The 25,494-nt window shown below is 61.4% G+C and carries 14 protein-coding genes; 12 read left to right on the top strand and 2 right to left on the bottom strand.

Annotation, left to right across the window (positions count from 1 at the left end; translation table 11 throughout):
* Positions 1–60 precede the first annotated feature (60 nt).
* The 12 genes from AC5RT8_RS04555 to AC5RT8_RS04500 all read left to right on the top strand — a co-directional run bounded on the left by AC5RT8_RS04555 (position 61) and on the right by AC5RT8_RS04500 (position 20,313).
* A complete protein-coding gene (locus AC5RT8_RS04555; RefSeq protein WP_494094486.1) occupies positions 61–1,260 on the top strand; it encodes a glycosyltransferase family 4 protein in 1,200 nt (399 codons plus the stop codon).
* Complete coding sequence (locus AC5RT8_RS04550) at positions 1,257–3,023, top strand: glycosyltransferase family 4 protein (protein ID WP_494094485.1); 1,767 nt, start codon at positions 1,257–1,259, stop codon at positions 3,021–3,023. Before AC5RT8_RS04555 ends, AC5RT8_RS04550 begins: the two co-directional genes overlap by 4 nt.
* Positions 3,020–3,904, top strand: coding sequence for an ABC transporter permease (locus tag AC5RT8_RS04545; protein WP_494094484.1), 885 nt, complete (start codon positions 3,020–3,022; stop codon positions 3,902–3,904). The genes AC5RT8_RS04550 and AC5RT8_RS04545 overlap by 4 nt, the downstream gene beginning before the upstream one ends.
* Complete coding sequence (locus AC5RT8_RS04540; RefSeq protein WP_494094483.1) at positions 3,891–4,784, top strand: ABC transporter ATP-binding protein; 894 nt, start codon at positions 3,891–3,893, stop codon at positions 4,782–4,784. Before AC5RT8_RS04545 ends, AC5RT8_RS04540 begins: the two co-directional genes overlap by 14 nt.
* Complete coding sequence (locus AC5RT8_RS04535) at positions 4,785–6,686, top strand: glycosyltransferase family protein (RefSeq protein WP_494094482.1); 1,902 nt, start codon at positions 4,785–4,787, stop codon at positions 6,684–6,686.
* Positions 6,667–7,953 (top strand): UDP-N-acetyl-D-mannosamine dehydrogenase, encoded by a 1,287-nt coding sequence (wecC, locus tag AC5RT8_RS04530; protein ID WP_494094481.1) that lies wholly within the window; start codon positions 6,667–6,669, stop codon positions 7,951–7,953. Before AC5RT8_RS04535 ends, wecC begins: the two co-directional genes overlap by 20 nt.
* Position 7,954: 1 nt before the next feature.
* Positions 7,955–11,110, top strand: a complete 3,156-nt coding sequence (locus AC5RT8_RS04525; protein WP_494094480.1) for a bifunctional glycosyltransferase/CDP-glycerol:glycerophosphate glycerophosphotransferase — start codon at positions 7,955–7,957, stop codon at positions 11,108–11,110.
* Positions 11,103–13,865, top strand: a complete 2,763-nt coding sequence (locus tag AC5RT8_RS04520) for a bifunctional glycosyltransferase/CDP-glycerol:glycerophosphate glycerophosphotransferase (RefSeq protein WP_494094479.1) — start codon at positions 11,103–11,105, stop codon at positions 13,863–13,865. The genes AC5RT8_RS04525 and AC5RT8_RS04520 overlap by 8 nt, the downstream gene beginning before the upstream one ends.
* 296 nt (positions 13,866–14,161) lie before the next feature.
* Positions 14,162–16,807: a CDP-glycerol glycerophosphotransferase family protein gene (locus tag AC5RT8_RS04515; RefSeq protein ID WP_494094478.1), complete on the top strand. Its 2,646-nt coding sequence runs from the start codon at positions 14,162–14,164 to the stop codon at positions 16,805–16,807.
* 204 nt (positions 16,808–17,011) lie between these two features.
* Positions 17,012–17,731 (top strand): phosphocholine cytidylyltransferase family protein, encoded by a 720-nt coding sequence (locus AC5RT8_RS04510; RefSeq protein ID WP_494094477.1) that lies wholly within the window; start codon positions 17,012–17,014, stop codon positions 17,729–17,731.
* 101 nt (positions 17,732–17,832) lie between these two features.
* The gene (locus tag AC5RT8_RS04505) at positions 17,833–18,963 is read left to right on the top strand and encodes a glycosyltransferase family protein (RefSeq protein ID WP_494094476.1); all 1,131 of its coding nucleotides are present in this window, start codon (positions 17,833–17,835) and stop codon (positions 18,961–18,963) included.
* A 66-nt stretch (positions 18,964–19,029) separates the two neighbouring features.
* Positions 19,030–20,313 carry a polysaccharide pyruvyl transferase family protein gene (locus AC5RT8_RS04500; protein ID WP_494094475.1) on the top strand — a complete coding sequence of 428 codons (1,284 nt, stop codon included), beginning with the start codon at positions 19,030–19,032 and terminating at the stop codon, positions 20,311–20,313.
* Between the two features lie 140 nt (positions 20,314–20,453).
* Here the strand turns inward: AC5RT8_RS04500 and AC5RT8_RS04495 are convergent, their stop codons facing one another.
* Both AC5RT8_RS04495 and wecB read right to left on the bottom strand, forming a co-directional pair.
* A complete protein-coding gene (locus AC5RT8_RS04495; RefSeq protein WP_494094474.1) occupies positions 20,454–24,290 on the bottom strand; it encodes a CDP-glycerol glycerophosphotransferase family protein in 3,837 nt (1,278 codons plus the stop codon).
* A gap of 74 nt (positions 24,291–24,364) precedes the next feature.
* Positions 24,365–25,480, bottom strand: a complete 1,116-nt coding sequence (wecB, locus tag AC5RT8_RS04490) for a non-hydrolyzing UDP-N-acetylglucosamine 2-epimerase (RefSeq protein WP_494094473.1) — start codon at positions 25,478–25,480, stop codon at positions 24,365–24,367.
* Positions 25,481–25,494: the final 14 nt, after the last annotated feature.

Here is a 25,494-nt window from a genome sequence, read left to right as displayed (position 1 = left end):
GTCCGGTTCTCCTGCGCCAATAGCGCGCGGGAATATCTTAAGTAATGGGGGAAATGGTAAATGCGGCTTCAGTTGTTGACGCATTCCTATTCACCGGAGCACAGCCCTCCCCAGCGCCGCTGGACGCAGTTCAACCGGTATTTCCGCAGCCTTGGCTGGGACATTGACGTTATTACTCCCGTGGCACATGCCCCGCACGGGCGCCGGACCCTGCCGAAGCGGGAAGCGGGCCGTGCCTTTCGCCGGGACACCGGCCGCTTCGGCGAACGGATCCTGCGGGTTCCCTATCTGTGGCACCGCACCACCCGGCTGGGACGGCTGCTGGATCACTGTTTCAGCGCGGTAGCCTCCGTGCTTGCGGGACTCATGACCCGCCGCCCGGACGCCGTGATCGTCACTGTTCCCAGCCTTCCCATTCTGGGCGCCGGGTACCTGGTCTCCCGGCTCCGGCGCGTGCCGCTCGTCGTGGATATGCGTGACGCCTGGCCCGATATTGCACGGGATGCCCGGATTGTCCGGGGCAGCGCCAAGAGCATGACGGAACGCGCAGTGGTGGCCTTCCAGGAACGGGCGGAGCTGGTGGTGACGGTGACCTACGGTTTCGCCTCCACCCTCCGGGACCGCGGATTGAAAAACGTTGCCACCGTGGTGAACGGCGTGGACATTTCGATACGCGAACTCCTGCCCCCGCCTCCGGAAGAGCGGGACCTGTTGAATGTGCTGTACCTGGGCAACCACGGCGAAAGCCAGCGGCTGGACCTGGTGGTGCGGGCTGCCGCCCAGGCCCGCGGTTATGTCCGGCTGACCATGGTGGGGCACGGCGTGCAGCGGCGCGAGCTGATGGCGCTGGCGGAAGAGCTGGACGCGCCGGTAACCTTCCACGGCCCGGCACGCCGCCGCGAAGTCATGGAGTACTACCGGGAAGCAGACACCTGCGTGGTTTCCCTGCGGGATGACTGGAAGTCCTTTGAAACCACCATCCCGTCCAAAACCTATGAAGTATTGGCCGTGGGCCGGCACGTCACGGGCATTGTCCGCGGCGAAGCCCGCTCCATCATCGAAGAAGCCAACGCAGGCGACGTCGTCGATTCCTCGGCCTCGGCCATTGCCCAGCTGTGGAAAGAGCTGCACGCCGACCGCAGCCGGCTGCTGACGGGCACCAACGGCAGGGACTGGGTGCATAACAACGCGAACCTCGACGCGCTCTCGGCCGCCTACGCGGACCTCCTGCGAAGCGTGGCAGCAGGCCGGCCCGAGTGACGGCGCTGAGATACGTACGCAACGCCGCCCTCGCCGCGGCCACCGTGCTGGAACACCTTGGCGATGATCCCGTCGTCCTGGCTTTGCAGGTCTCCCGGCGGCTTCCGGCGTCCCTGGTGCATCCGCTGACCGCCGGTGCCGGGCGGATCACCCGCATCATGCCGGGGGCCGGATTCCTGGGGCCGCTGGCAGCGTATGTCCGCGGAGATATCCCCGCGGTATCCCGCAGCCTGGGGGCCGCCGCCGCACCGGGCACGTCCATGGGAAGCGCGCAGGCCCTGCACCTGGCCGATGTTGCCGTGGCCGCCGGCTTCCCCCGCGAGGCCGAACAGCTGCTTGCACAAATATCCCCCGATACCAAGGGCCTGCCGGGGACCGTTGCGCGCAGCCGGTGGCACATGGGCGACATGAGCGGCGCCGTCGACGTCCTTTCCGCAGGACGAGGTGCCGAGCGCCGCCAGCAACGGCGCCTGGCATCCGAGATGGCCGTGTTCCAGGGATGGCGGCCCCGGCTGGCGGCCGTCGGGTCCTACACTCCCGCACCCGCCACCGTGTTGCACGTCCTCACCAATTCCCTGCCGCACACCGGGAGCGGTTATGCCCAGCGCAGCCATTCCATCCTGAAGGCGCAGCACGAACTCGGATGGAAGGTCCATGCCGTGACCCGGCCCGGGTATCCCGTGCAGGTGGGGAAGCTCTTTGCCCGGGACCAGGACGTCCTTGACGAGGTGACGTATCACCGTCTCCTGCCGGCACGGCTGCCCTTCGGCATGCAGGCAAGGCTTCAGCTGCAGGCCGAACAAACCCTCGCCCTCGCCCTGAAGACACGGCCCGCAGTTCTGCATACCACCACGCATTTCGTCAACGGACTGGTGACCGCCGCCGTCGCCGAAGCCCTCGGGATTCCCTGGATCTATGAGGTCCGCGGCCAGCTGGCGGATACCTGGGCTTCGACCCGGCCGGCCGAGGCGCGGCAGAGCGAGCGGTACCGGCTCTTTTCGGAGCGGGAAGCGGAGGTCATGAACCGGGCATCCCTGGTGCCCACGCTCGGCACCGTGATGGCCGAGCAGATCGCCGGCAGCGGAATTGCCCGTGACCGGATCCGCCTGCTGCCCAACGCCGTGGGGGAGGGCTACCTCGACACTCCGGTCGCGCCGGCCGAAGCCCGCCGCGCGCTGGGACTGGACCCGGACACTGAATTGATCGGAACGGTCAGCAGTCTGGTTGACTATGAGGGGCTGGATGACCTCATCACAGCCTTCGGACTGGTCGCCGACCGGCAGCGGAAGCTCAAGTGCCTGATTGTCGGCGACGGGGCAGCCGGGCCCCGGTTGAAGGCACTGGCTGACGGGCTGGGCTTGACGGACCGGGTGATCTTCACGGGCCGTGTTCCCCGGCAGCAGGCCCATTTGTACCATCAGGCCATCAATGTCTTTGTTGTGCCTCGGAAGGATTTGGACGTGACACGAGCGGTAACCCCGCTGAAGCCGGTGGAGGCCATGGCCTGCGCCCGGCCCGTAATAGCCAGCGATCTGCCGGCCCTGGGCGAACTGGTCCGGCACGGCACCAACGGGCTCCTGGTCCGGCCCTCCGACCCTGCGCACCTGGCGGAGGCGGTCAACTCCCTGATGTCCGACGCCGCGCTCCGCGACGAGCTCGGCAGTAACGGACGCGCCCATGTCCTCGCCACCCGTACCTGGGAGTCAGCCGCAGACCAGACCACCCGGTGGTACCGCAGCCTCACGTCGGCAGGCGCCGAGTGACGGCCCGGCCCAACGAGGATGCAAGTGCAGCCGTCCAGCCGCTGTCCGTAGACATCAGGGGACTGCAGCGCGTCGGCGCGCGTCCCGGTTTCGTTGACTACCTTGTCCAGGTATGGAACTACCGGCACTTCATCGCCTACGACGCCAGGTCGCGGGTGCAGAGCGGCAACCGGAGGGACCGCCTCGGCAGCGCCTGGCTGGTCCTGAACCCTATCCTGAACGGTTTGACCTACTACCTGATCTTCGGACTGCTGCTGAACACCGGCAACGGGATCGAGAACTTCATTGGTTACCTGGTCATCGGCATCTTCCTGTTCCAGTTCAGTTCCCGGGCCATCACCAACGGCGCCCGGTCCATCCAGCAGAACCGCGCCGTGATCCAGGCGTTCAGCTTCCCGCGGGCCACCCTGCCGATTTCGGTGAACCTGCGCGAGCTGCTGGCCAACATCCCGGTGCTGATCGTGATGATGCTGCTGGTCCTCCTGGTCCCGCCCACGGAGGAGGTCACTTGGCGGTGGCTGCTGGTGATCCCGGCGCTGGCGCTGCAGTGGATTTTCAACCTGGGAGTGGGCCTGATCCTGGCCCGGGTGATCTCCAAGGTCAACGACGTCGTCCACCTGCTGGGTTTCGCCCTGCGCGCCTGGATGTACGCCAGCGCCGTCTTCTACAGTTTCGACCGCTTTATCGATGACCCCGTGCTGCTCAACATTCTGGAACTGAACCCGCTGTTCCAGGTCCTGGACATCGTGCGGGACTGCCTGCTGTACGCCGCCGTGCCGTCCTGGCAGTCCTGGGCCATCCTGAGCTGCTGGGCACTGGGCGCACTTGCCGTCGGTGCGGTGTATTTCTGGCGGGCGGAGGAGACCTATGGACGCGGCTGAAGACCTGCAGTTCCTCGCAGAGGACCCGTGCGTTGTCATTGACGAAGTGAGCATGACCTACCGGGTGCCCTCGAGCGAAACGGTTCCGGGAAGCCGGAACGGCCTGGGCGGCTTGATGCGCCGCATCACGGGCAAACCCAACCTGGTGACCGTCAACGCCCTGAATCCCATGTCGCTGGTGGCTGTCCGGGGCGAATCCATCGGCATCGTCGGTCGCAACGGCTCGGGCAAGAGCACGCTGATGAAACTCATCAACGGCCAGGTCACGCCGGACACCGGCGCCGTCTACGCCTCCAGTACGCCGATCATGCTGGGCGTCAACGCGGCCCTGGTGCCCGAGCTCCCGGGGGACCACAACGTGGTGCTGGGCTGCCTGGCCATGGGCCTGACCTATGACCAGATTGCCGAGCGGTACGAGTCCATCGTTGAACTGTCGGGCTTGGAAAAAGCCATCCACCTGCCCATGCGCTCGTACTCCTCCGGCATGTCCTCCCGCCTCCGGTTTGCCATCGCGGCCAGTATCGACCCGGAAATCCTGCTGATCGACGAGGCCCTGAACACCGGCGACGCCCAGTTCGCGGACCGCAGCCGCAAGCGGATGGATGAACTGCGCGGAAACGCCGGCTGCGTTTTCCTGGTCAGCCACAGCCTCGAGACGGTCATCGATATGTGTTCCCGCGTGGTCTGGATGGACAAGGGCGACCTGCTCATGGACGGCGAGCCCCGGGAAGTGGTGAAGGCCTACAAGGACTTCACCCGGCACCTCTCCAAGGGCAACAACATCAGCGCGGCCAAAATCCGCGACGACGCCATGGAAGCACTCACCGTCACCCGGATCCAGGAACGCACCACCGGCCGCCGCAGCGCGAGGACCCAGTAAATGGCGGCCCTGCAGGATATCCGCACCGGTCTCTGGCACCTGCGTTCCGGCGGTCCGGCGGAGCTGCGCGAATGGAACCTGCGGCGGCGTGCCGAACAGGGGTTCGCGGACCCCGCAAACGCCCGCGGCGTCGAAGCCGGCTGGATTGGCCGCGGCTCCAAGCGGCGGCTGTCGATTCCCGCTGCCACCGTACCGGCACGGCCGCCGCGGCGGAGCGACCTGACCGTCGGCGTGATCCTTGACGAATTTTCCGCGTCGGCCTTCGCCTTCGAGTGGAACACGGTGGCGCTGGACCCGGCCTCCTGGCAGCAGCAGCTGGCCGACCACGCCGTGGACCTGGTTTTCGTCGAGTCTGCCTGGGCCGGCAATAACCGGTTGTGGCGCGGAAAGCTCGCCGGACCCGCCGGCCCGGCCGCCGCCCTCGTGGACCTGCTCGCATACAGCCGCAGCCAGGGCATCCCCACCGTCTTCTGGAACAAGGAAGACCCGCCGCACTACGAGGATTTCCTTCCCGCAGCGGCGTTGTTCGACCATGTCTTCACCTCAGACGTCCGCCGGGTTGAGCACTACCGGCGGGACCTGGGCCACGACAACATCGATGTCCTCCCGTTCGCTGCCTCACCGGCGATCCATAACCCGGCGCGGCCGAAGCACGGCCGCCACGCCCGGGACATCGCCTTTGCCGGCATGTATTTCGCACACAAGTATCCTGAACGCCGTCAGCAGATGGACATGCTCCTAGGGGGAGCGATGGATGCGAAACTGCCCACCGGCCTGGAAATTTTTTCCCGGAAACTCGGCGGCGACCCGAACTACCAGTTCCCGGAACCTCTGGATTCCCGGGTGGTCGGCTCGCTGTCCTATCCGCAGATGCTGTCCGCCTACAAGGCCTACAAGGTGTTCCTGAACGTGAACTCCGTGGTGGATTCTCCGAGCATGTGCGCCCGCCGCATTTTCGAGATCAACGCGGCGGGAACGCCCGTCATCAGCACGCCCAGCGACGCAGTGGCCCGGTTCTTCAGCCCGGACGAAGTCCCCGTGGCTGCCACCCGGGAAGAGGCCGCCGCGCTGAGCCGGGGGCTGGCCCGCAACGCCGAATACAATGACCGCACCGTGCACCGCGCCCAGCGCCGCATCTGGTCCGCCCATACCTACGCGCATCGCGCCGAGACCGTGGTGGCCGCCGCCGCACCGCTGAAGAGCCGTCCGCTGGCCCGTCCCACCGTGTCCGCCCTGGTACCGACCATCCGGCCGCACCAGATCGAGCATGTCTTCCGTACCCTCGCAGCCCAGCAGGATGTGGACGTGGAACTGGTGTTGCTCACCCACGGGTTTGTCCTTGAGCCGGAACGGCTGCAGGAACTCTCCGCCGCCTACGGGCTGCGGAAGGTCCGCCTGCTGAGTGCAGGCCCCGAGGTGTCGCTGGGGGAGTGCCTGAACCGTTGCGTGCAGGCGGCTTCCGGCGAGGTGGTCGCCAAGATGGACGACGACGACCACTACGGCCCGCACTACCTGAGCGACCAGCTGTACGCGCTGGACTACTCCGGGGCCGATGTGGTGGGCAAGCAGGCCCACTACATGCACCTGCGCAGCTCCAACGCCGTGCTCCTGCGCTTCGGCCACCGGGAACACCGCTACACGGACTTCGTCATGGGACCGACCATTGTCACCCGCCGCACCCTGGCCCTCGAGCTGCCCTTCCCGTCACTGGGGTTGGGCGAGGACACGGGCTTCCTGAGGCAGGCCGCCGCCGCCGGAAAACGGATCTACTCGGCCGACCGCTTCAACTACTACCAGGTCCGTGAAACCAGCGGACATACATGGAAGGTCGATGACGCCAGCCTGCTGGCCTCGGGCGACCTCCGATTCTATGGGGAACCACATGCACACACAGACATATAGCGCCGGTGAAACGGCAACCGATATTTCCACCGTCGCCGTCATTGGGCTGGGCTACATCGGCCTGCCGACCGCCGCCATCCTCGCAGGCAAGGGACTGCACGTGATCGGCGTGGACGTAAACCCGTACACGGTGGAGGCGGTAAACGAAGGCCGCGTGCCGTTCGTGGAACCGGACCTCGGAGTCCACGTGGCCGGCGCCGTCAGCCAGGGCCACCTCGTGGCCCAGTCCACCACCCCGCAGGCCGACGCCTACATCGTTGCCGTGCCCACTCCCTTCCGTGCGGATAAGACGGCCGACCTGGTGTACGTGGAGCAGGCGGCGCGGAAGATTGCCCCGCAGATCCGGCCCGGCAACCTGGTGATCCTCGAATCCACGTCCCCTCCCGGCACCACCCAGCGGATGGCGGACGTCATCCTCGAGCTCAGGCCCGACCTGGCGGCGGACGCCAACGGCGGCCAGGCCGCCGTCCTATTCGCCCACTGCCCCGAACGGGTCCTGCCCGGCCGGATCATGATCGAACTGGTCACCAATGACCGCATCATCGGCGGGCTGACCCCGGAAGGCGCCACTGCTGCCGCCGCCCTGTACAGCACGTTCTGCCAGGGCGGGATCCACCTGACCGATGCGGCCACGGCGGAAATGGCCAAACTGGTGGAGAACGCGTACCGCGACGTCAACATCGCCTTCGCCAACGAGCTGTCCGTTATCAGCAGCAATCTCGGCATTGACGTGTGGAACCTGATTGAGCTGGCCAACCACCATCCGCGCGTGAACATCCTGCAGCCCGGCCCCGGCGTCGGCGGGCACTGCATCGCCGTCGACCCCTGGTTCATCGTGTCCGCGGATCCGGAAAACTCCCGGCTGATCCGTACCGCACGGGAAGTCAACGACGCCAAGCCGGACCACGTTGTGGCCGACGTCGAGTCCGCGATAGCCGGCACCGATACCCCCACCATTGCTGCCCTGGGGTTGGCGTTCAAGGCCAACGTGGACGACACACGCGAATCGCCCGCGGTGGAGATTGTGCGGCGCCTTGCGGACCGCAACCCGGGTGCCCGGATCGCGGTGGGCAGCCCCTTTACCGGTCCAAACCTGCCGGACGGTTTGACCGCCTTCGAGAACATCACTGCCGTGTCCGCCGACGCCGCCGTGGCAGCTGCCGACGTCGTCGTCCTCCTGGTGGACCACGACGCATTCCGGGAAATCACTCCCGAACAGCTGGCGGGCAAGAAGATCGTGGATACCCGGGGATTCTGGCGGAACTGACATGCCGAAAGCTTCCGTCCGCGCCCTCAGCGGTCTGGCCGGCTCGCTGCACCCCGCCCTGCGGGCGCGGCTGCGCCGGCTGGCCGCTCCGGGCAGCGGCCCGGCCGATGCCGGGCTGCTGAGCGTTGTTGTCCCCATGTACAACGTTGCTCCGTACCTGGAGCGGTGCCTGGCAAGCCTGGTGGCCCAGACCTACCGGAACCTGGAAATTCTCCTGGTGGATGACGGTTCCACGGACGGAACGGCGGCAATTGCCGCCGGCTACGCCCGCCATGACCGGCGGATCACGCTGCTGAAACTGCCTCACGGAGGCAACGGGCGGGCACGCAACGAAGGCATCCACGCCGCGACGGGGCGGTTCCTCGCCTTCGCGGACGCGGACGACGTCGTCCCCTCCGACGCATACGCCGCCATGGTGACGTCCCTGGCCGGCAGCGGGTCCGAGTTCTGCGTGGGGTCCTACGGCCGGATCCGCGGGAGCAAACGCACCCCGGTCCGTCTGGCTGAGCGGATCCACGGCCGGCAGCGGCTCGGCATTAGCCTGGCCGACTGCCCGGAGGTGATCGATGATGTTTTCCTGTGGAACAAGGTGTTCCTCCGGGACTTCTGGAACCGCTGCGTCGGCCCCATGCCCGAGGGCATCCGCTACGAGGACCAGGAAACCACCAGCCGGGCCTACCTCCGGGCCCGGGCCTTCGACATCCTCAGCCCCGTGGTCTACTGGTGGCGGATCCGTGAGGACGGGTCCTCCATCACGCAGGCCAAGCACCTGCTCGAGGACCTGCAGGACCGGCTCACCGTCGCTGCGGACGTCACCGAGCTGTTCCGGGCCGAAGGGCCGCCCGCCGTGCAGGAGCACTGGTACCGGCGGCTGCTGGGCACCGACCTGATTCCGTACATTGAGCAGGTGCCGGATGCGTCGGAGGACTTCTGGCAGCTGCTCCGGGACGGCGTGCGGGAACTGTATGCCGCCGGGCAGCCGTACCTGTCGCGGATCGATCCGCAGTCGCGGGTGCTGCTGCACCTGGCAGCGGGCGGCTACCGGGAGGACATCCGCCGTGCCGTGGTGGACCGGATCAACAACGGCACCGCCAGTCCGCTGGTGTTCGACGCCGGCCGTATCGTCGCCTGCCCGCCGCTGCTCGCAGCGGTGGAAGCGGCTGTGCCCGAGGACCTGCTCGAGGTTCTTCCCGAACAGCTGGAATTGGTCGCGGCCTTGAAGGAAGCGCTGCCGGGCGGAACGGACGCCGCCACGCTGCACGGCCACGCCTACGTCCGTAACGTGGATCTTCGCAGCAACCCGCTGACGCTGTCGGCTTTCGTTGCCACCGCCGACGGCCTGGAGGACGTTGCGCTGCGCCGCTACACCGATCCGGAGATCGACCTGCTGTCCGGGGACCGGAACTGCAGCTACGCGGATTCCGCGTTTGCCCTGGAGCTCCCTCGCCCGCTGCCGCGGAAGCTGGTGATCCGGGTCGAGGTTGGAGGACACACGCTGCAGCAGACGCTGCAGATTCCGGCGCCGGCCGGCGAAAGCGCCGAGACTGCGCCTGCGCCGCGCACCCCCATGGTGACGGGCCTGGCAGCCCGGGCGGACGACGGCGGCGAGCTGCTGATTGATGTTGCCGGTGCCCCGCCCGGTGCCTCCTTTGCCCTCGTGACTGCCCGCTTCCGGCTGGCCGGCGAAGCGAGCCGGCAGCCCGACGGAGCGGTGCGGGTCCGGGTTCCGCTGGCGACGGAGCGCTGGGGCACCGTGCTGCCCGCGCCGCCGTCGGGCTCCTACACCCTGCGTTGGCGAGCTGACGGGAGGGAACCGGGCCCCGGAGATCCGGCCGTTGCCGTCTCCGTCTCACGGGACTTTGCGTCCGTCCTGCTGCCCGCCGCGCGCATCCGCGGCCTGCGGACCGGTGCCGGAACCATGGCGGTCAGCATCGGTGCACCCCTGGCCGACGACGAGACCGGCACCTTCCACCAGTACCGCCTGCGGCGTGCCGCCTTCAGCGCATCTGCTGGGCCGGAACTGGAACCGGGCATCTTCTTCGAGAGCTTCGGGGGCAAGAGCTGCACCGACAGTCCCCGGGCCATCTCCGATTACCTCGCCGGCTCAGGCTTCGACGAACCGCTGTACTGGTCCGTGGCGGACCGTTCCGTGCCGGTACCGGACTATGCCGTGCCGCTGCTGCAGGGATCGGCCGAGTGGTACCGGCGGCTTGCCACCACCCGCCGGCTGGTGAATAACAACAACTTCCCCTGGTACTTCCGCAAGGCTCCGGGTCAGTTTTACCTGCAGACCTGGCACGGAACCCCGCTGAAGAAGATCGGCCTGGATGTGCCGCAGCACCTGCTCTCGCCGTCATACCGTGACCTGATGGCACGTGAAGCACAGTGGTGGGACCTGCTGCTGGCGCAGAACGAGTTTGCCGCGGGGGTTCTTCCGAAGGCGCTCGGCTACAAGGGCGAGGTGCTGACGGCCGGGTATCCGCGCAACGACGCATTGGTCCATCCGGAGGCGGGGGAGACCCGCGCCCGGGTGCGGACCCTGCTGGGGCTGGCACCCCACCATAAGGTGCTGTTGTACGCACCCACCTGGCGGGACGGTGCGCGGGACGGTGCCGGTCGGTCGGACTGGGTGGGCTTCCTGGACGTGGCGGAAGCCAGCCGCGAACTGGGACCGGACTACCGGTTCCTGATCCGCGGGCACCACAATGTTGCCGGCCAGCGCCGGATCGAGAACCATCCCGCCGCCATCGACGTCACGGAGTATCCGGAGGTCAATGATCTGTATCTGGCCTCCGATGCACTGGTCACCGACTATTCCTCGGCGCTCTTCGACTATGCGGCGCTTGGCCGGCCGATCTACCTGCTGGTGCCGGACCTGGAGGAGTACCGCCGGACGCGCGGGCTGTATCTGGAGCCGGCGGTGGATCTACCCCACCTTCCGCTCGTTGGCTCGACGGCCGAGCTGGTCCCGGCGCTGCGGCGACACCGCACAAGCGAACCTGCGCCTAGCTCGGCTAAGCTCGCCGAACGGTTTGCGGCCCGGGAACCGGGAATCAGTGCTGCTACCGCCGCCGATGCCCTGCCGACGCAGGTACAGCACGCCCGCGCACATCACCTTGACGGATTGACTGAACTGACTGGAGAACAACGTGGCTAAGGGCCAGTTTTCACTTGTGGTGGCACTCTACAACGTTGCCGATTACGTCCCGGCGTTCCTGGAGTCACTGCGTACGCAGTCCTACCCTCTCCAGGACCTCGACATCGTGGTCGTCGACGACGGATCCACTGATAGCTCCGCTGAGCTGGTTGAGCAATGGTCCAGGAAACACCACCCTGCCCTGCGGATGGTGCGCCAGCAGAACGCCGGTCCCGGCGCCGCCCGGAACGCCGGCCTGGCGCTCGCCGAAAACACCTGGGTTACTTTCTGCGATCCGGACGACGTTTTCCATCCGTCCTATTTCCAGGAAGTGGCCAACTTCGTTGAAGGGGATGTGAACGGGTCTGCGCAGCTGCTGGCGGCGCGGCTTGTCCAGTTTCAGGACGGCACAAGCAACCTCAACCACAACCATCCCCTTGGCAAGAAATTCCGGTTCGGCAACACCCTCGTGAGTCTTGACGCCAATCCGGAATACATCCAGCTGCACGGGCCCACCGCCTTCCTGCGGCGGGACATCCTCGTCCGGCACAACCTTGCGTTTGACGAACGGATCCGGCCCAAGTTCGAGGACTCCCACCTGATCGGCCGCTACCTTGCGGCGGTGGATGAACCCATCCTCGGAATCGTGGCCACGGCACGGTACCTGTACCGGCGCAGCCGGCAGCAGGGCGCATCCCTGGTTGCGGGCGCCTGGGGAGACCCACGGGCCTACAACGCGCTCCCGCGCTACGGTTACCTGGGAATGCTGCAGGCCGTCGAAGCACAGCTCGGGCGAATCCCGCACTGGGCGCAGTACATGGTGCTCTACGACCTGGTGTGGTTCTACATTGATGACAAGCGCATGCACAGCCTCACTGCCGGGGCAACTGCGGAGCAGCAGGAAACCATGCACGCCCTGCTTGAAGACATCGTCGCCTTGATCGACACGGAAGTCATCGACACCTTCAGCGTGGTCAGCCAGGGATGGATTTTCCACAACATCCTGCGCAGCTACTACAAGGAACTCGAAGACGTCCCTCCGACGGTTCAGGTGGGTGCCCGTGATGAACAGCGCGGCACCGTACGGTACTCGTATCTGTTCCAGGGCCAGTGCCCCGAAGAGAAGTTCTTCCTTGACGCTGCTCCGGTTGCTCCGCTCGCGGCTAAGGTGCGTGACCATCGGGTCTTGGGCAGGACCCTCATCAAGGAGCGGATACTGGTCCTGCCCGATGCCGCCGGACTGGAAATCCTCCTGGACGGCGCCCCCGCAGCCATCAGCACCGACCGGGGGGTCCCGCTCCAGCCAAGCCGGGTGCCCGAACAGCTGCCGGGGTTCGTGCTGGTGCCGCCGGCCGTCGCACCGAAGACTTCCGCGTCCCTGCTCAACCGGGTCAACCGTCTGGGCACGAAAGCCGAAACACTGCGGCGCAACCGCACCGTTCACCGTGCACTCACCGGGAAAAGCGTGGCAGCAGAAGCCTGGGACAGCAGCACGCGCTACGTACGCCGACTCACGACACGACGCGAGGAGACACTGCAGACCAAAGCCGACCAACGGCTGATCGTCCGAGCGGGCCAGGAACCTGCTGTCTCGCGGTACAAGGACGCCTGGATTCTGATGGACCGGATCGGCCGGGCCGACGACAACGCGGAGCATTTGTACCGCTACCTGCTTCGGGAGCGCCCGGACATCAATGCTTGGTTCCTTCTGGACCGTGAGAGCTCAGACTGGGACAGGCTGGCACGGGACGGCTTCAAACTCGTGGAGTACGGATCGGATGAGTCTGTTCTGTTGTACCTGAACGCAGCGTTCAAGATTTCTTCCCACGCCAATGCTGACATCGAGTTCCCAGTCAGCAAACAGCGCTTTGGCCCGGGGAAGGCAAAGTTCGTGTTCCTGCAACACGGCGTCACGAAAGACGACATGTCCCTTTGGCTCAACACCAAAGAAATAGTCATGATGATAACGGCCACTGAAGCTGAGCAGGAATCGATCTCGGGGGACGGCAATAGCTACAACGCAACGCCCTATGAGGTGAAGCTCACCGGGTTCGCCCGGCACGATGCCCTGCTGGAGGCGGCACGGCGCTCCCCGGTGGAGGAACGCGGCACCATCCTGATTGCTCCCACCTGGCGCCAATACCTTCGTGACGAGCTCGCCGCGGAGGAGACAGACACTGCACGAGTGAGAATGTTGGAACAAAGTGAATTTGGGATCGCGTGGCTAGCAGTGCTGCGCTCACCAATGCTGAGGACTCTCTGTCTGTCCCACGGACACAGGGTGGTTTTTCTTCCGCATCCCGAGCTGGAGGCTATGGTCCCGCTACTGGATCTCCCGGATCATGTGGAGACTGCCAGGTACTCGGATATCTCAGTGCAAGAAGAGCTGGTGAAGTCCCACACAATGATCACCGATCATTCCTCAGTTGCCTTCGACGCCGCCTATGCCGGCAGCAACCTTATCTACATGCACTTCGACGGCGACGAAATCTTCCGCGGTAAGCACGTATACCGAAAGGGCTACTTCGACTACACCCGGCATGGGTTCGGGCCGGTTTCGCAGGATGTCAACGGTGCCCTGATGGAACTGAAGCGCGTGGCCGAGAGAGGATTTGCACGGGAGAAACTGTACGAGGACCGGGTGCAGGAGACCTTCCCTTTCTGGGATTCGCAGTCATGCGCCCGGCTTACCGCAGCCGTTGAAAATCTTGGGCGCCCCTGGAACGAGCAGGTGTCCCTAGAAGAACTGCCTCACATGCATGGACAAGCCGTATGAAGGGCACGCGATGGCTTAAACGGGGTGTCAAAGGGCTTTTGACGGGGACGCCGCGGCAGAACCCCGGGCATCCTTCACCCTCAGCCTGGCTAGTGCCGGAACTGCCGCCTATACCTGCGCCCGGTCCGGATACAGCTGCGCTGGGATCCTGGCTGGAGGAAGCTGCTTCCGCGGCCGTGGCCGTGAGTGCGGAGGCTACGGATGCCCAGGCCCGGCAATGGTCTGTTCAACGCCTGACAGACCTGCAACCGCACATCGAGTATCTCCAACACAGTGTCGATGACCATTTTGTCCTCGTGCAGAAGTTTGTTACCACCGTAATCCACGGGGTGGGCGGCCCCGAGATGCTCATGTCCCTCGGCGTCCACCAGCGGGTGCTGCTTTCGCTGACCGCCGACGGGCGGCGGAGCGACCTTCTGCTGGTGCTGGCCGACCTACAGGACAACGGCAGGAGTTACCGCACCAAAACGACTTCGGATCCGTTGGCCGCCGGCGGTCTGGCTGCGGCTCCAGGGTACCTTGCGTTGCTGGCGGAACCGATTGCTCCCAGGCTCCTGAGCCTGGGAGCAGTTGATTTGCCCGTGACGGCTCAACTCACGCACTTCTCGTGGGAAGAGGACGGGACACTGACCATCGGGGCGTGGGCCTATCTGCCGGGCATCGATCCGGCGAAATGCGACTTGCAGGTGGAACTCAGGCAGCAGGGATCAGCCTCAGCCTTGGCGCTCGCGGTGAGTAGGGGAGAAGAACGGCGCATCGATGCCACCGCAGGGGACCGCTACCGGTCATATGCCGGCGCAGCGTTTACCACGGCGGTGGATACGCGTGAGCTGCCCGGTGTGTCCACCGGGGCTTCGGAATGGTTCCTCCACGTGACACTGCGCCTCAAGGGGTTCACCGCCTCCGACGTGATCCGGTACCGGAACCAGGACCTGGTGCCGCGGCGCCTTCCGGTAGGGGTGCCGGTGAACGGCCGCACCAGGGTGATCGGACTGATGGACGCCGACCACGGGTTGCGACTGAAAAAAGTCCGTTATTCCTGCGCGGCTTCCACAGTCCAGGTTGACGGCAGCGTCCTGACGGTCGGTTTTGACGGAACGGGTGACGTCGTACCGGCGGCACTTTATCTGGAGGCAACGGGAGAGAATGCACTGGAGTTCCGGCAGGACGCCAATGGTTCGACTTTCACCCTTCGGATGCCGCAGACCGAAACAGGCCTGCCGGGCGACCGGGAGAAGCACTGGATACTTAAGGCACTCCTGCCCAATGGGCGGACAGAACCGGTGGGTTGGAAGGCGTCGGGTGCTGTCCTGTCCGCAGTATCGGACGCGTCGGCGGCCTTGCGCATGGAGTGCACCGGTTACGGTTACCTGCAGGTGTCCCGCCGCCCGGAACGGCTGACACTAAGCCATGTCCGGATGCTCGACGGCGCAAATACACTCATTCTGGAAGGACAAGTCGGTGGAAGCCCCGGACGCCAGGACCCGGCCGCCCCGAAATTGATGCTGTTGACGGCCCGTAACGAGGTGCACGCATCATCTGCCCGCTGGCTGGATAATGCCGGCCGGTTCCGGGCAGAGTTTTCACTTGTGCAGGACAAATGGGGCTTCGGCGAGTCTGCTTTGGAACCCGGGCACTATCGCGTCCTGTACGCCATACCCGAGGAACGCGGAGGCGGTGTCGCCCGGGTGCCCGCGCTCGGAGAGCTTCTCACGTCCCTGCCGCTGCACCTGCGGCATGATCTGATGAACCTGGAACTCGTGGGGGAGGGCAATGAGCAGGACCTGGTCCTGCGCGTGGCGGCGCCGCGATCCCTTGACGAACGCAGTGCGCTGAGCCGCGGCCAAGCGCTCGCGGACTATGCCCAGACCGCCGAGCCGGTGAATACCGGCATCGTGCTGTTTGAGACCTTTGAGGGCAAATCATGTTCCGACAGCGGGCGGGCGATCAGCGAGGTCCTCGGTGACCGGGTCCCCGGTCTGCGGCGTTATTGGACGGTTGCCGACTTCTCGGTGCCGGTGCCGCCGGGCTGTACGCCGGTCCTGAGGGAAAGCCCGCAGTGGTTCCGGCTCCTGGCTACCGCGGGCTATTTGGTCAACAACAACAATTTCCCGTATTACTTTCGCAAAAGGCCGGGGCAGTTCTACCTGCAGACCTGGCATGGAACCCCGCTCAAACGCGTAGGAGCCGATACTCCGATAGCCGGCACGACGGCCTCGTACCGGGCACTCATTGCGCGTGAGGCAGCGGCCTGGGACATGCTGCTGGCGCAGAATGAGTTTGCGTCCGAGACTTTGGCGGCTGCCTTCGGTTACCGGGGCGAGCCTGCCGTTTTCGGCTATCCGCGCAATGATTCCCTGACTTCCGGTTCAGCCCCGGCCCGCCGGGCTGAAACCCGCCGCCGGCTGGGCATAGCGGACGGCTGTAAGGTGCTGCTGTACGCGCCCACGTGGAGGGATAACGGATACGCAGACAGTCCCTACCTGGATTTTGAAGCTGCCGCAGCAGCGCTGGGGGAGGACTACGTAATGCTCTACCGCGGGCATCACAAAATTGCCGGCAAGCGGAAGACAACGGGACAGGACTGCTATGTAGACGTCACCGCTTACCCGGAAATCAACGACTTGTACCTCGCGGCGGACCTGTTGGTCACCGATTACTCGTCGGCTATGTTTGATTTTTGCGTGACCGGCAAGCCGATGTTTTTTCTGACGCCCGACTTGGCTCGATACCGCGACTCCGAACGGGGATTCTACTTTGACCTCGAGGCCCAGTCCCCCGGACCGTTGGTAGAAACCACCGACGATCTAGTGGCAGAAATTCGAGGCAGTGCAGCAGAGAATAAGTTACAACGTGGGTACTACCGACAGTTCGTTCAGCGGTATGCACCGGCCGACAACGGTACTGCGGCCATAAGGGTGATTGCTGCGATTTGGGTCTAAATCGCTGGATCTCCGGCAACTCTCTGATGCCGAGGTGCTGCGAGGACACGGTTATCCATCGACAGTTCACTATTTGTTCATATTCCACGTATCCTGTTCCCGGGGAACACGTTACATCTGATGATTGGCGGCGTGCAGGGTAGCTGCGAGTACTTGTAGGGTATTTCCCTCGAGCCGTTTCTCTCTGATCGACAGGACAATCACATGACTGTGCAAGCTGTAATCCTCGCCGCCGGAATGGGAACCAGACTAGCGCGGCCACATCCCAAATCGCTGACTCAACTGGACGATGGTCGGACCATTATGACCCAGCAGGTGGAGAACCTGCGAGCAGCCTTCGGCGATGAACTTCGGCTAACCATAGTCGTCGGGTACAAGCTCGAGCAGATCATGGAACATATGCCGGACGCATCCTTTGTCTACAATGAAGCGTTTGACCAGACGAACACATCGAAAAGCCTTCTAAAAGCGCTGCTGAACTCCTTCGACGGAGGGGTCCTGTGGATGAATGGGGATGTGGTCTTCGACCCCGGCATGCTCGGATATCTTCGTCGAAACATCGAATCAGACGAGTCTTTTGTTGCAGTCGACACGTCGTCCGTATCGGACGAAGAAGTAAAGTACACCGTCAACGAAGCTGGTTACATCGACGCCTTGTCCAAGACAGTACACGGAGGCCTGGGCGAGGCAGTGGGAATCAACTACATCTCATCAGAAGACAAGACTGCTCTGGTTTCCCGCCTGTGGCAGGTCGACGACCAAGACTATTTCGAGCGGGGTATGGAGCTAACCGTTACCGAAGACGGCCTACGTTACTTGCCCATTGATATAAGTGAGTTTTATGCGGTGGAAGTGGACTTTGCGGAGGACTTGGTGCGGGCAAATGCCCGAATGTCCAGCGACTATGACCCAGCCGAAGCCTAGACCTGTTCTAATTAACAACGTAATCTACCCTTCATAACAGCACGGACTAGCGCGCAGCTTGATGGGACAGCCGAGCGCATCCATGATCAAGGGGATTCGCGATGGATAGCGCTATCAAAATGGTCGTACATACTGCTCCGGTAACTTTGCCGGAAAAGATGACGGCACGAGAAGCGCCGCGTCCTGCCGGTCAGCGACAAACGGGCTACGAAGAGATGTTCGATTACAGAACACTCTTCTATGATGCTATGCAGACGGATCACGGAGTTGTTTTGATCGGCCCACCGTTGCTGAACTTGGCAGGCCTTGTGTCAGAGGGAGTTTTCTCGAGTGACAGGAATCAAGTTGCCACTTGCACGATAAATCAGCTGGATAGAACCTCCATTGTTGATCTAGAGATCGCGCCCTCATTAACGGAACTTGTGACACTGTCATCTAAGGACTTCTCCAGAACGATATCGGTGAGCCAGAGCCACCTAGGCTTGTTCAGAGGTCGTCGTGTGCTGGTGACGAAATCGAAGAATAATAGCCTGACTTGGATATCTGACTGGGTGAGATTTCATGCAGGGGAACAGGGCATCGATGCAGTACTCTTTTACGACAACGGATCGACAGAGTATGGCGCTGAAGACGTTTTAGAGGCGATAGCGCAACCAGGGATTCAAACGTCGGTTGTTGTAAATTGGCCCTTTAAATTCGGTCCACAGGGGGGCAACTGGGGCGGATTGAAAGGTGCACCATGGGACTCGGACTATTGCGAGTATGGAATCATGGAGCATGCGCGCCACAGATTTCTGGATGATGCTTCAGGAGTTTTAAACGCAGACGTCGACGAACTCGTTGTAACTGAGGGCGACAAGACTGTCTTCGACGCGGTGAGGGAATCCCAAAGCGGTGTAGTCACATACACGGGACGTTGGATCGAAACCTCTGGGTCTATAGGGGAAAACAGATCGTACGATGCCTTTTCATACTATGACGTCCGGCGAGCCCCGACGACTGCTAAGTGGGCACTCGACCCTGCAAAGGTGCGCCTGGCTCGCCAATGGAAGACGCATACTATTGTGGGCGTGCAGATGGAGCCAACCAGACAAACCATGCATCGGCATTTTATGGGAATTAGCCTAGACTGGAAGTGGCAAAGGACCGCGGCAAAGCCTCTGACTCTCCATCACAGGCTCGACTATGGTCTCCGCGACGCTCTGCAACGGTCACTTATGAAGGAATCGTGACAACTGAGCAGCAGGGCTTTTGGACCCGATTTAGTGGAATAAGGACCCGTTGCTACGCTTGGTGGTATGAAGCGAATTTTAATGCGAGCAGGAAAGACACCGTTCGAGAGTTCAGATGGATACGCTACGTTTGACAGAAATACGATCGGCAATAACAACGGTAATCTAATTTTCGCCGCCGCCGCTCACAAGTTGCTTTCCGTTACTGATACTCGGGTTGACGCTCTCGGGTACTCCATACGTCCAAACCAAGCAGCAGCGGTCAACGCCGAATCCGACGGTTTTGTTCTGCCTTTGGCCAATGCATTCCGTCCGTCATGGGAGGGAGCCCTTAAGAATGTAACGGCATTTATCCGCGATTTGAAAGTTCCCTTCATTATGTTGAGCGGAGGTGCGCAATCTGGGAAAGACGGCTCTTATGACCATCTCAAACCTATGGAAGCCAGCATCCGGGATTTCTGCTCCGCGGTATTGGATAAATCCTCTCACATTACAGTCCGTGGTGAGCGGACAGCGTCATATATAAAAAGTCTCGGTTTTTCGGACGTGCTCATTATCGGCTGCCCGTCATTGACCATGAACGGTCCAGGCCATACCGTCTCGAATCCTAGTTTCAGAGCCAACGCTAGAGTCGCCTACAACGTTGAAACTTCCAAGGACATTATGACCGCGATTGTCGATTTAGTCGACAGAAACTACGAGTCCCGCTATTTTCCACAAGATATCGCTACGCTTGAAATGATGCTCTGGGGTGTCGAGAAATTCGGTCCGAAGCGTTCGCCGCTCTTGCCCCTGAGCTCTAAGCACTCTCAGTTTGCAGATAATAGAGCATACTTTATGTTGGATGCAGCTTCATGGATCGCGGAAATGCGGAACTATGATCTTTCGTTCGGAGCTCGCATTCACGGTAATATCGCTGCAATTCTAGCCGGCACCCCTTCGGTGGTTTTCGCCCATGATAGCCGGACCCTGGAACTCGCCGAGTATCACGACATACCACATTTCAAGCCTGAAGAAATTGGTCGCGTTTCGACGTTGGAGGAAGTCTTTGAGCGCGCCGACTTCTCGTCATTCAACAAAGGTCACGTTGAGCGATTCAATAAGCTCACGGGCTTTATGCGACAAAACGGGTTTGATAATATATACGAGTCTAACCATGTATCAGCGCTTACAGCGTATAATAGCGAGCTATCTACAGTTGATTACGCTCTTCCGCAGACTACGGTATGGGCGGATATGGACGAGGTTCAGATGGCTCGCCTTCGGCGGGACCGGCAGCGGGAAGTATCATCGACTGCAATAATTACTCAGCTTCGCAAAGAAGTGAAGCGATTGAGCCAGATCGGATAGCGACGTTACGTCAGTTTCCGTTTCTAGTCTGTAACGTACCGGATGGCGATCCTGCGAAGGAAGCGCCATCCGGTCGTATTGTTTTTCAAAATGTAATCCGGTATATAGCGGCTACAGGCAATATCCCCAGGCGACTCAGTTCAACGTTGCGCGTAATGGGGTAACGCCTGGCTCAGGAAATGTTCCTTCGCGTCCTTGATATATGTCTGATAGTCGAATTCTTCATGGGGAACCGTCTCGTTAATTAGTCCAATCAGACCTTCGAGCAATCCGTCCTCGGAATTTTCCACAATGAGCCCGTGCTGGTCTTGCAGTATGTCCCTTGGTCCAGGCATATCTGTACAGATGATTGGTCGGTTTAGCACCATTGCTTCGAACAGAACCATCGGTTGCCCTTCGTGAAGCGAACTAAGCACAAAAGAAGAAGCCATCGCGAGTGCGGGATACGGGTTTAGGCGTTGTCCAGCGAGCCGTATATAACCAGCTGCACCAGCCTGCGCAATCTGATGCTCGAGATCGTTCCGAAGAGGACCGTCGCCTATGATAAGTAAGTTGGTGTCAGGGTGCGTCTGGTGAAGCCGAACGAACGCACGTATCAATTTGGCGTGGTCCTTTTCGGGTGATAGGCGGCCGATAGCCACGCTATTGAACTCAGCACCGCTGAACCACGACAATAGATCATCGTCAAGCGGCTCTGCTGATCGAGATATAATCGCGTCCGCATCTATTTGGTTGTGAGCAAAGCCGAACTTCTTTGGACTGACCCCAAAAAGCGGAGCCAGGTGTTCTGCGTTACGTTCACCGATGCTCTTCGAGACCGAGAGTAGCTTGTCGAAATGTGGGTATAAACGGAAAACAGCTTCCAGGTTTGAGAACTTCATTTTCCATTCATCAAGCATGTCGTTATGGAGGTATGCAGTTCGGACCGTTTCTCGATCACCACCTGCGGCCAGCAGGCTAGTCCAAAATGGAGAATAGCCATCGAACTCAACGACTGAATCGAAAGACGCTGGACCGAAGATGCGCCGGAATTCACGTCGCATCGCATGCATGTAGATGTCCCATTGTTCGGTCGAGTGCAGCGTATGCTGCTGGGTGTATTTGTCCTTTAGCCAACGCTCTTCTCCTCGAAGCGACTGCTGGCCAACACGTCCTACAAGCTGAACATGCTCCGGCAACACCTCATATTGGGTAAGCCGCGCCGGTTCCCGATTTAGCATGTGCGGTTCGACGACGAGAACGGTTCGAAGCTCGGAGGGGTCAATGCTGCCAACGAGATTACGGAACGAGGTGGCAATTCCATTAGGGATGAGGCTGTGATGAAAGAGGATGGTCGGCTGAGCGGTGACTATCTCTGCTTCTACGCAATCGTTCATAAAGAAGAATTCGGTTACTCGCTCGGACGCCCTCCCGTCTTCATACGGCGCGAACCGCATTGCTGCAGCTTCGTACTCTTTTCGTTGTGCCGCAGGGATACCTTCCGAGGTTGCTGCGCCCAGTACGTCGATAAGTTCCTCGCGGGTATAGCAAAAGTCGCCGGGCATCTCTTCATTATCGAGATAGAGTCCCCGCTTTTCTGCGTATTCCTCGAAATCATACGCGTAGTAGATGATGGGCTTCTTGGCTGCAATAAAGTCGAATGCAATGCTCGAATAATCGGTAATGAGAACGTCCACAGCGGCCAACAGATCATTGGTATCGATCTCTGGCGGCACCACGGTCGCCTGGATATCCATGTTAGATAGCAGCTTCTCCGTTAGCCGGTGTGCGCGGAAGAGCAGGTGATGGCCTGTACCTGACATGGCCTCTAAATCGGCCTCGAGCGCCTCACCGTCCAGCACTCGATCCGTCGTTGAGCCTCGCCAGGTGGGGGCATACAGGACTACCGGACGATCATCGTCCATGCCCAGTCTTGTCCGGATCATCTGACGCATTGAGTTGCGGGAGCTGATCATGCGGTCGAGACGCGGCGATCCTGTCACTTTGATCTGTCCACGGAAGAGACCAGTAAGGTCGTGGCGATCGATGAGGGCCCAAGAAGTATGCTCGTTCGGCGACATTATGTGAGTACTGTGTAAAAAATTGCGAGCGAGATTGCTGTGCTCCATGGCAGAGCCCCGCATGTCTTTACCCAATGTCTTGAACGGAGTTCCGTGCCAGGTATTCAGGTATCGCTGGCCAGGCCGGCGGATGAAATACGGGGGGAACGATACGTTGTTTATAAGGTGAGATGCAGTGGCCAGAGTTCGGAGGTAGAGATCCGAATGCGTCTTGGTAAAGAAGACGTTATGTCGGCCTCTTAGATCCTCCGGAATCACAGCGGGATCGTTTACTGCCCAAATGTGGCGGTAGTTGGCGAAGTCGGATCGGTCGATCAAATGGCGGAAAAGCGCCAAGGGGTGGCAGCCAATTGTTGAGCCGTGGTTGCTCTCCCAAAGAATCGTTTTCTCCGCTATGCTCGAAGATTCAAAATATTCGAGATACTGCATCGAGTGTTTCTGTGCGGGGTTTTTTAGATACTTCGGTATATCGATGCCGTCAGGGGTATTAAAAATACGCGTTTGCCGAAAAGCGTCGGCAGCCCTTCGGAAATCGCGCGTTTGTAACAAGGCATTGGCCCACAGGTAATATAGCTCGGGTTCATGCTCGTTAGAGGAGTGGATGGCCCTATCGTAGGAATCAGCAGCTAGCTGCCATTCCCCCAATGCTGAAAACGCGTCAGCCATTCTCCTATGGGACGCTGCGTCGTTAGCCTTGTCTCGAAGTTCTCTCCTGCGAGCTGAGATCTGGGTGACGTGTGCTGTGGTTCCAGGTGTCGCGGGGCTACTTGGCTTGACGCCGGCGCCGGACGGTAGTTTTTTGGGCGAGGACTTGAGGAAGGATATGCAGGCGTCCTCAAATCTGCCGGCTCGTAGGTGAGCATACCCAGACCTGTACCACCAATACCGGTTATTCTTGCCCAAGATTGCAGCGTATTCATAGGCAGCGGCGGCCTCGTCCCACGCCTCCATTCGCTCGTATGAGAAGCCTAGTTTGTAATGCCAGTAAGGTTGATCTTCGAGAGAGACAGCCGAGAGGTAGTAACTTGCAGCCGTTTCCCACCGATAACACCGGTCGTGCGCCAATCCGGTCCTGTAAAGGAGCTCTCCATCTAGAGGGGCAATCTTCATCTGCTCTTCATATGCGGTGGAGGCGCGGTGCCAATCACCGATTTTCTGGTAAAAAGCACCTACACCGAATCGTTTAACGTCGTGATCGTCGGAACACTCGGTCGCGGCACTGAAAGCGCGCTGAGATTCGTCTTGGTGCCCAGCTTTTCGCCATTGATCCCCTTCCTTGAACAAGCGTTCAGCAACGCTGGGTTCAAGGTTATTCGCCAGTCTGTAGCTTTTAGCTGCTTCTAAGGGGCGGCTGAGAGATGCATAGCTATCGCCCATGCGGGAATGCCAGGACGGATTATTTTGGTTCAGCGGCAGACCGCGCTCAAGAGACTTAGCCTCCTGCCAACGTGGTCCGGAACGGCGGAACTCAAGCGCTGCGAGGTCGTGATATCTGGGATTTTGGGGATCTTCGTTCAAGGCGCTACGCAAGTTATCGAGAGCAGGTGCGTTATCCCCAAGTTCTTTGTAGCACTTATACAGTCGGTACTTCCAAGCGGATTGGGATGGATCCAGATCCAGCGCCCGGTGGTAGCTTTCAGTGGCCAAACCGTAGCGGCCTTGACGTTCGCGGACAAATCCCAGTCTGTAGTGCCATGACGCTTGTGTGGAATCGAGATCGACTGCATGCGCCAAGTATTTTTCAGCATTTCCGAGGTCATCGGCACGAAAGAGTGCATTTCCAAGACGGAAATTCACCCTTGGGTTGTCCTGCTCACCGGAGTTGACCAGCCTTTGGTACACCTTTATTGCGGCGTCCCAGCTTTCCCTTTTCTCTAGTTCTCGAGCCATTCGGAAAGCAGCTTGCCATCCAATCATCGTTTTCCTTCCGATCGACGCACTGATGCGTCCGCTACTAAATGCTTTGTTTGTCTATGTATGGCAAGCTCTAGTCAAGGACACAGATGCGTTGCGAGTGCTGTAACTGTCCGTGCCGCAGCCGTCCCGTCGCCGTATGGGTTTATAGGATCGAACATCGACTTGTAATGACGGGGGTCATTGAGCAGCCGTTCGACCTCGGACACGATCCGATCCTCATCGGTTCCGATGAGCTTCACAACGCCGGCGTCCACGGCTTCGGGACGCTCGGTGTTTTCCCGCATGACCAGCACGGGCGTGCCTAGGCTGGGTGCCTCCTCCTGGACTCCACCGGAGTCGGTCAGGATGACGTGCGCGAGGGACAGCAGTCGGGTGAATTCGCCGTACTCCAAGGGCTCGGTCACCAGGACGTTCTCGGTCGCAGCCACATGGGGGAGGACTGCTTCGCGCACCACGGGGTTGCGGTGGATCGGCAGGACGATCGTCAGGTCCGGTTCGACCGCGGCTATTCGAGCGAGTGCCCGTCCGATGCCTTGCATGGCCTCGCCCTGGTTCTCCCGCCGGTGCGTGGTCACCAGGAGGATCCGCCGCCCGGAGGACGCCAAGGTCTCCAGGGCTGGATCAGCGAAGGGGATTTGTTTCTTGACGGTGGCCAGCAAGGCATCGATGACCGTATTACCCGTGACGACAATGCTCTCGGAATCAATGTTCTCTGCAAGTAGATTTGCGCGGCTTGTCTCCGTCGGCGCCAGATGCAGGCTCGCGATCTGGGAGGTGATTTTCCGGTTGCCCTCTTCCGGGAACGGGGACAGTGGGTTGCCGCTGCGCAGGCCCGCCTCGACGTGCACCACCGGAATGCCGTGGTTGAATGCCGCCAGCGCTGCTGCCGTGGACGTGGTGGTATCGCCCTGGACGAGTACTGCGTCAGGACGGCTAACCGCGAAAAGCTTGTCCAGTCCGCTGATGGTGCGAACGAGGATGTCGTTCAGCGACTGGCCCGGCTCAAAGATGTTGAGGTCATGGTCCGGAGTAATGCCAAAGAGTGCGTTCACCTGGTCCAGCATGGAGCGGTGCTGGCCGGTAACGGTGACGAAGCAGTCGAGAGTGGTGGATGCCTGGAGCTCGGCAATGATCGGGGCCATCTTTATGGCTTCCGGCCGGGTCCCGTAAATCGGCATAACGACCGGCATGATTCCCCCACGAT

It is taken from the genome of Arthrobacter sp. Ms25, from assembly GCF_059090365.1.
Note: the sequence above shows the minus strand (reverse complement) of the source record. Positions and strands in the feature narration are given on the sequence as shown.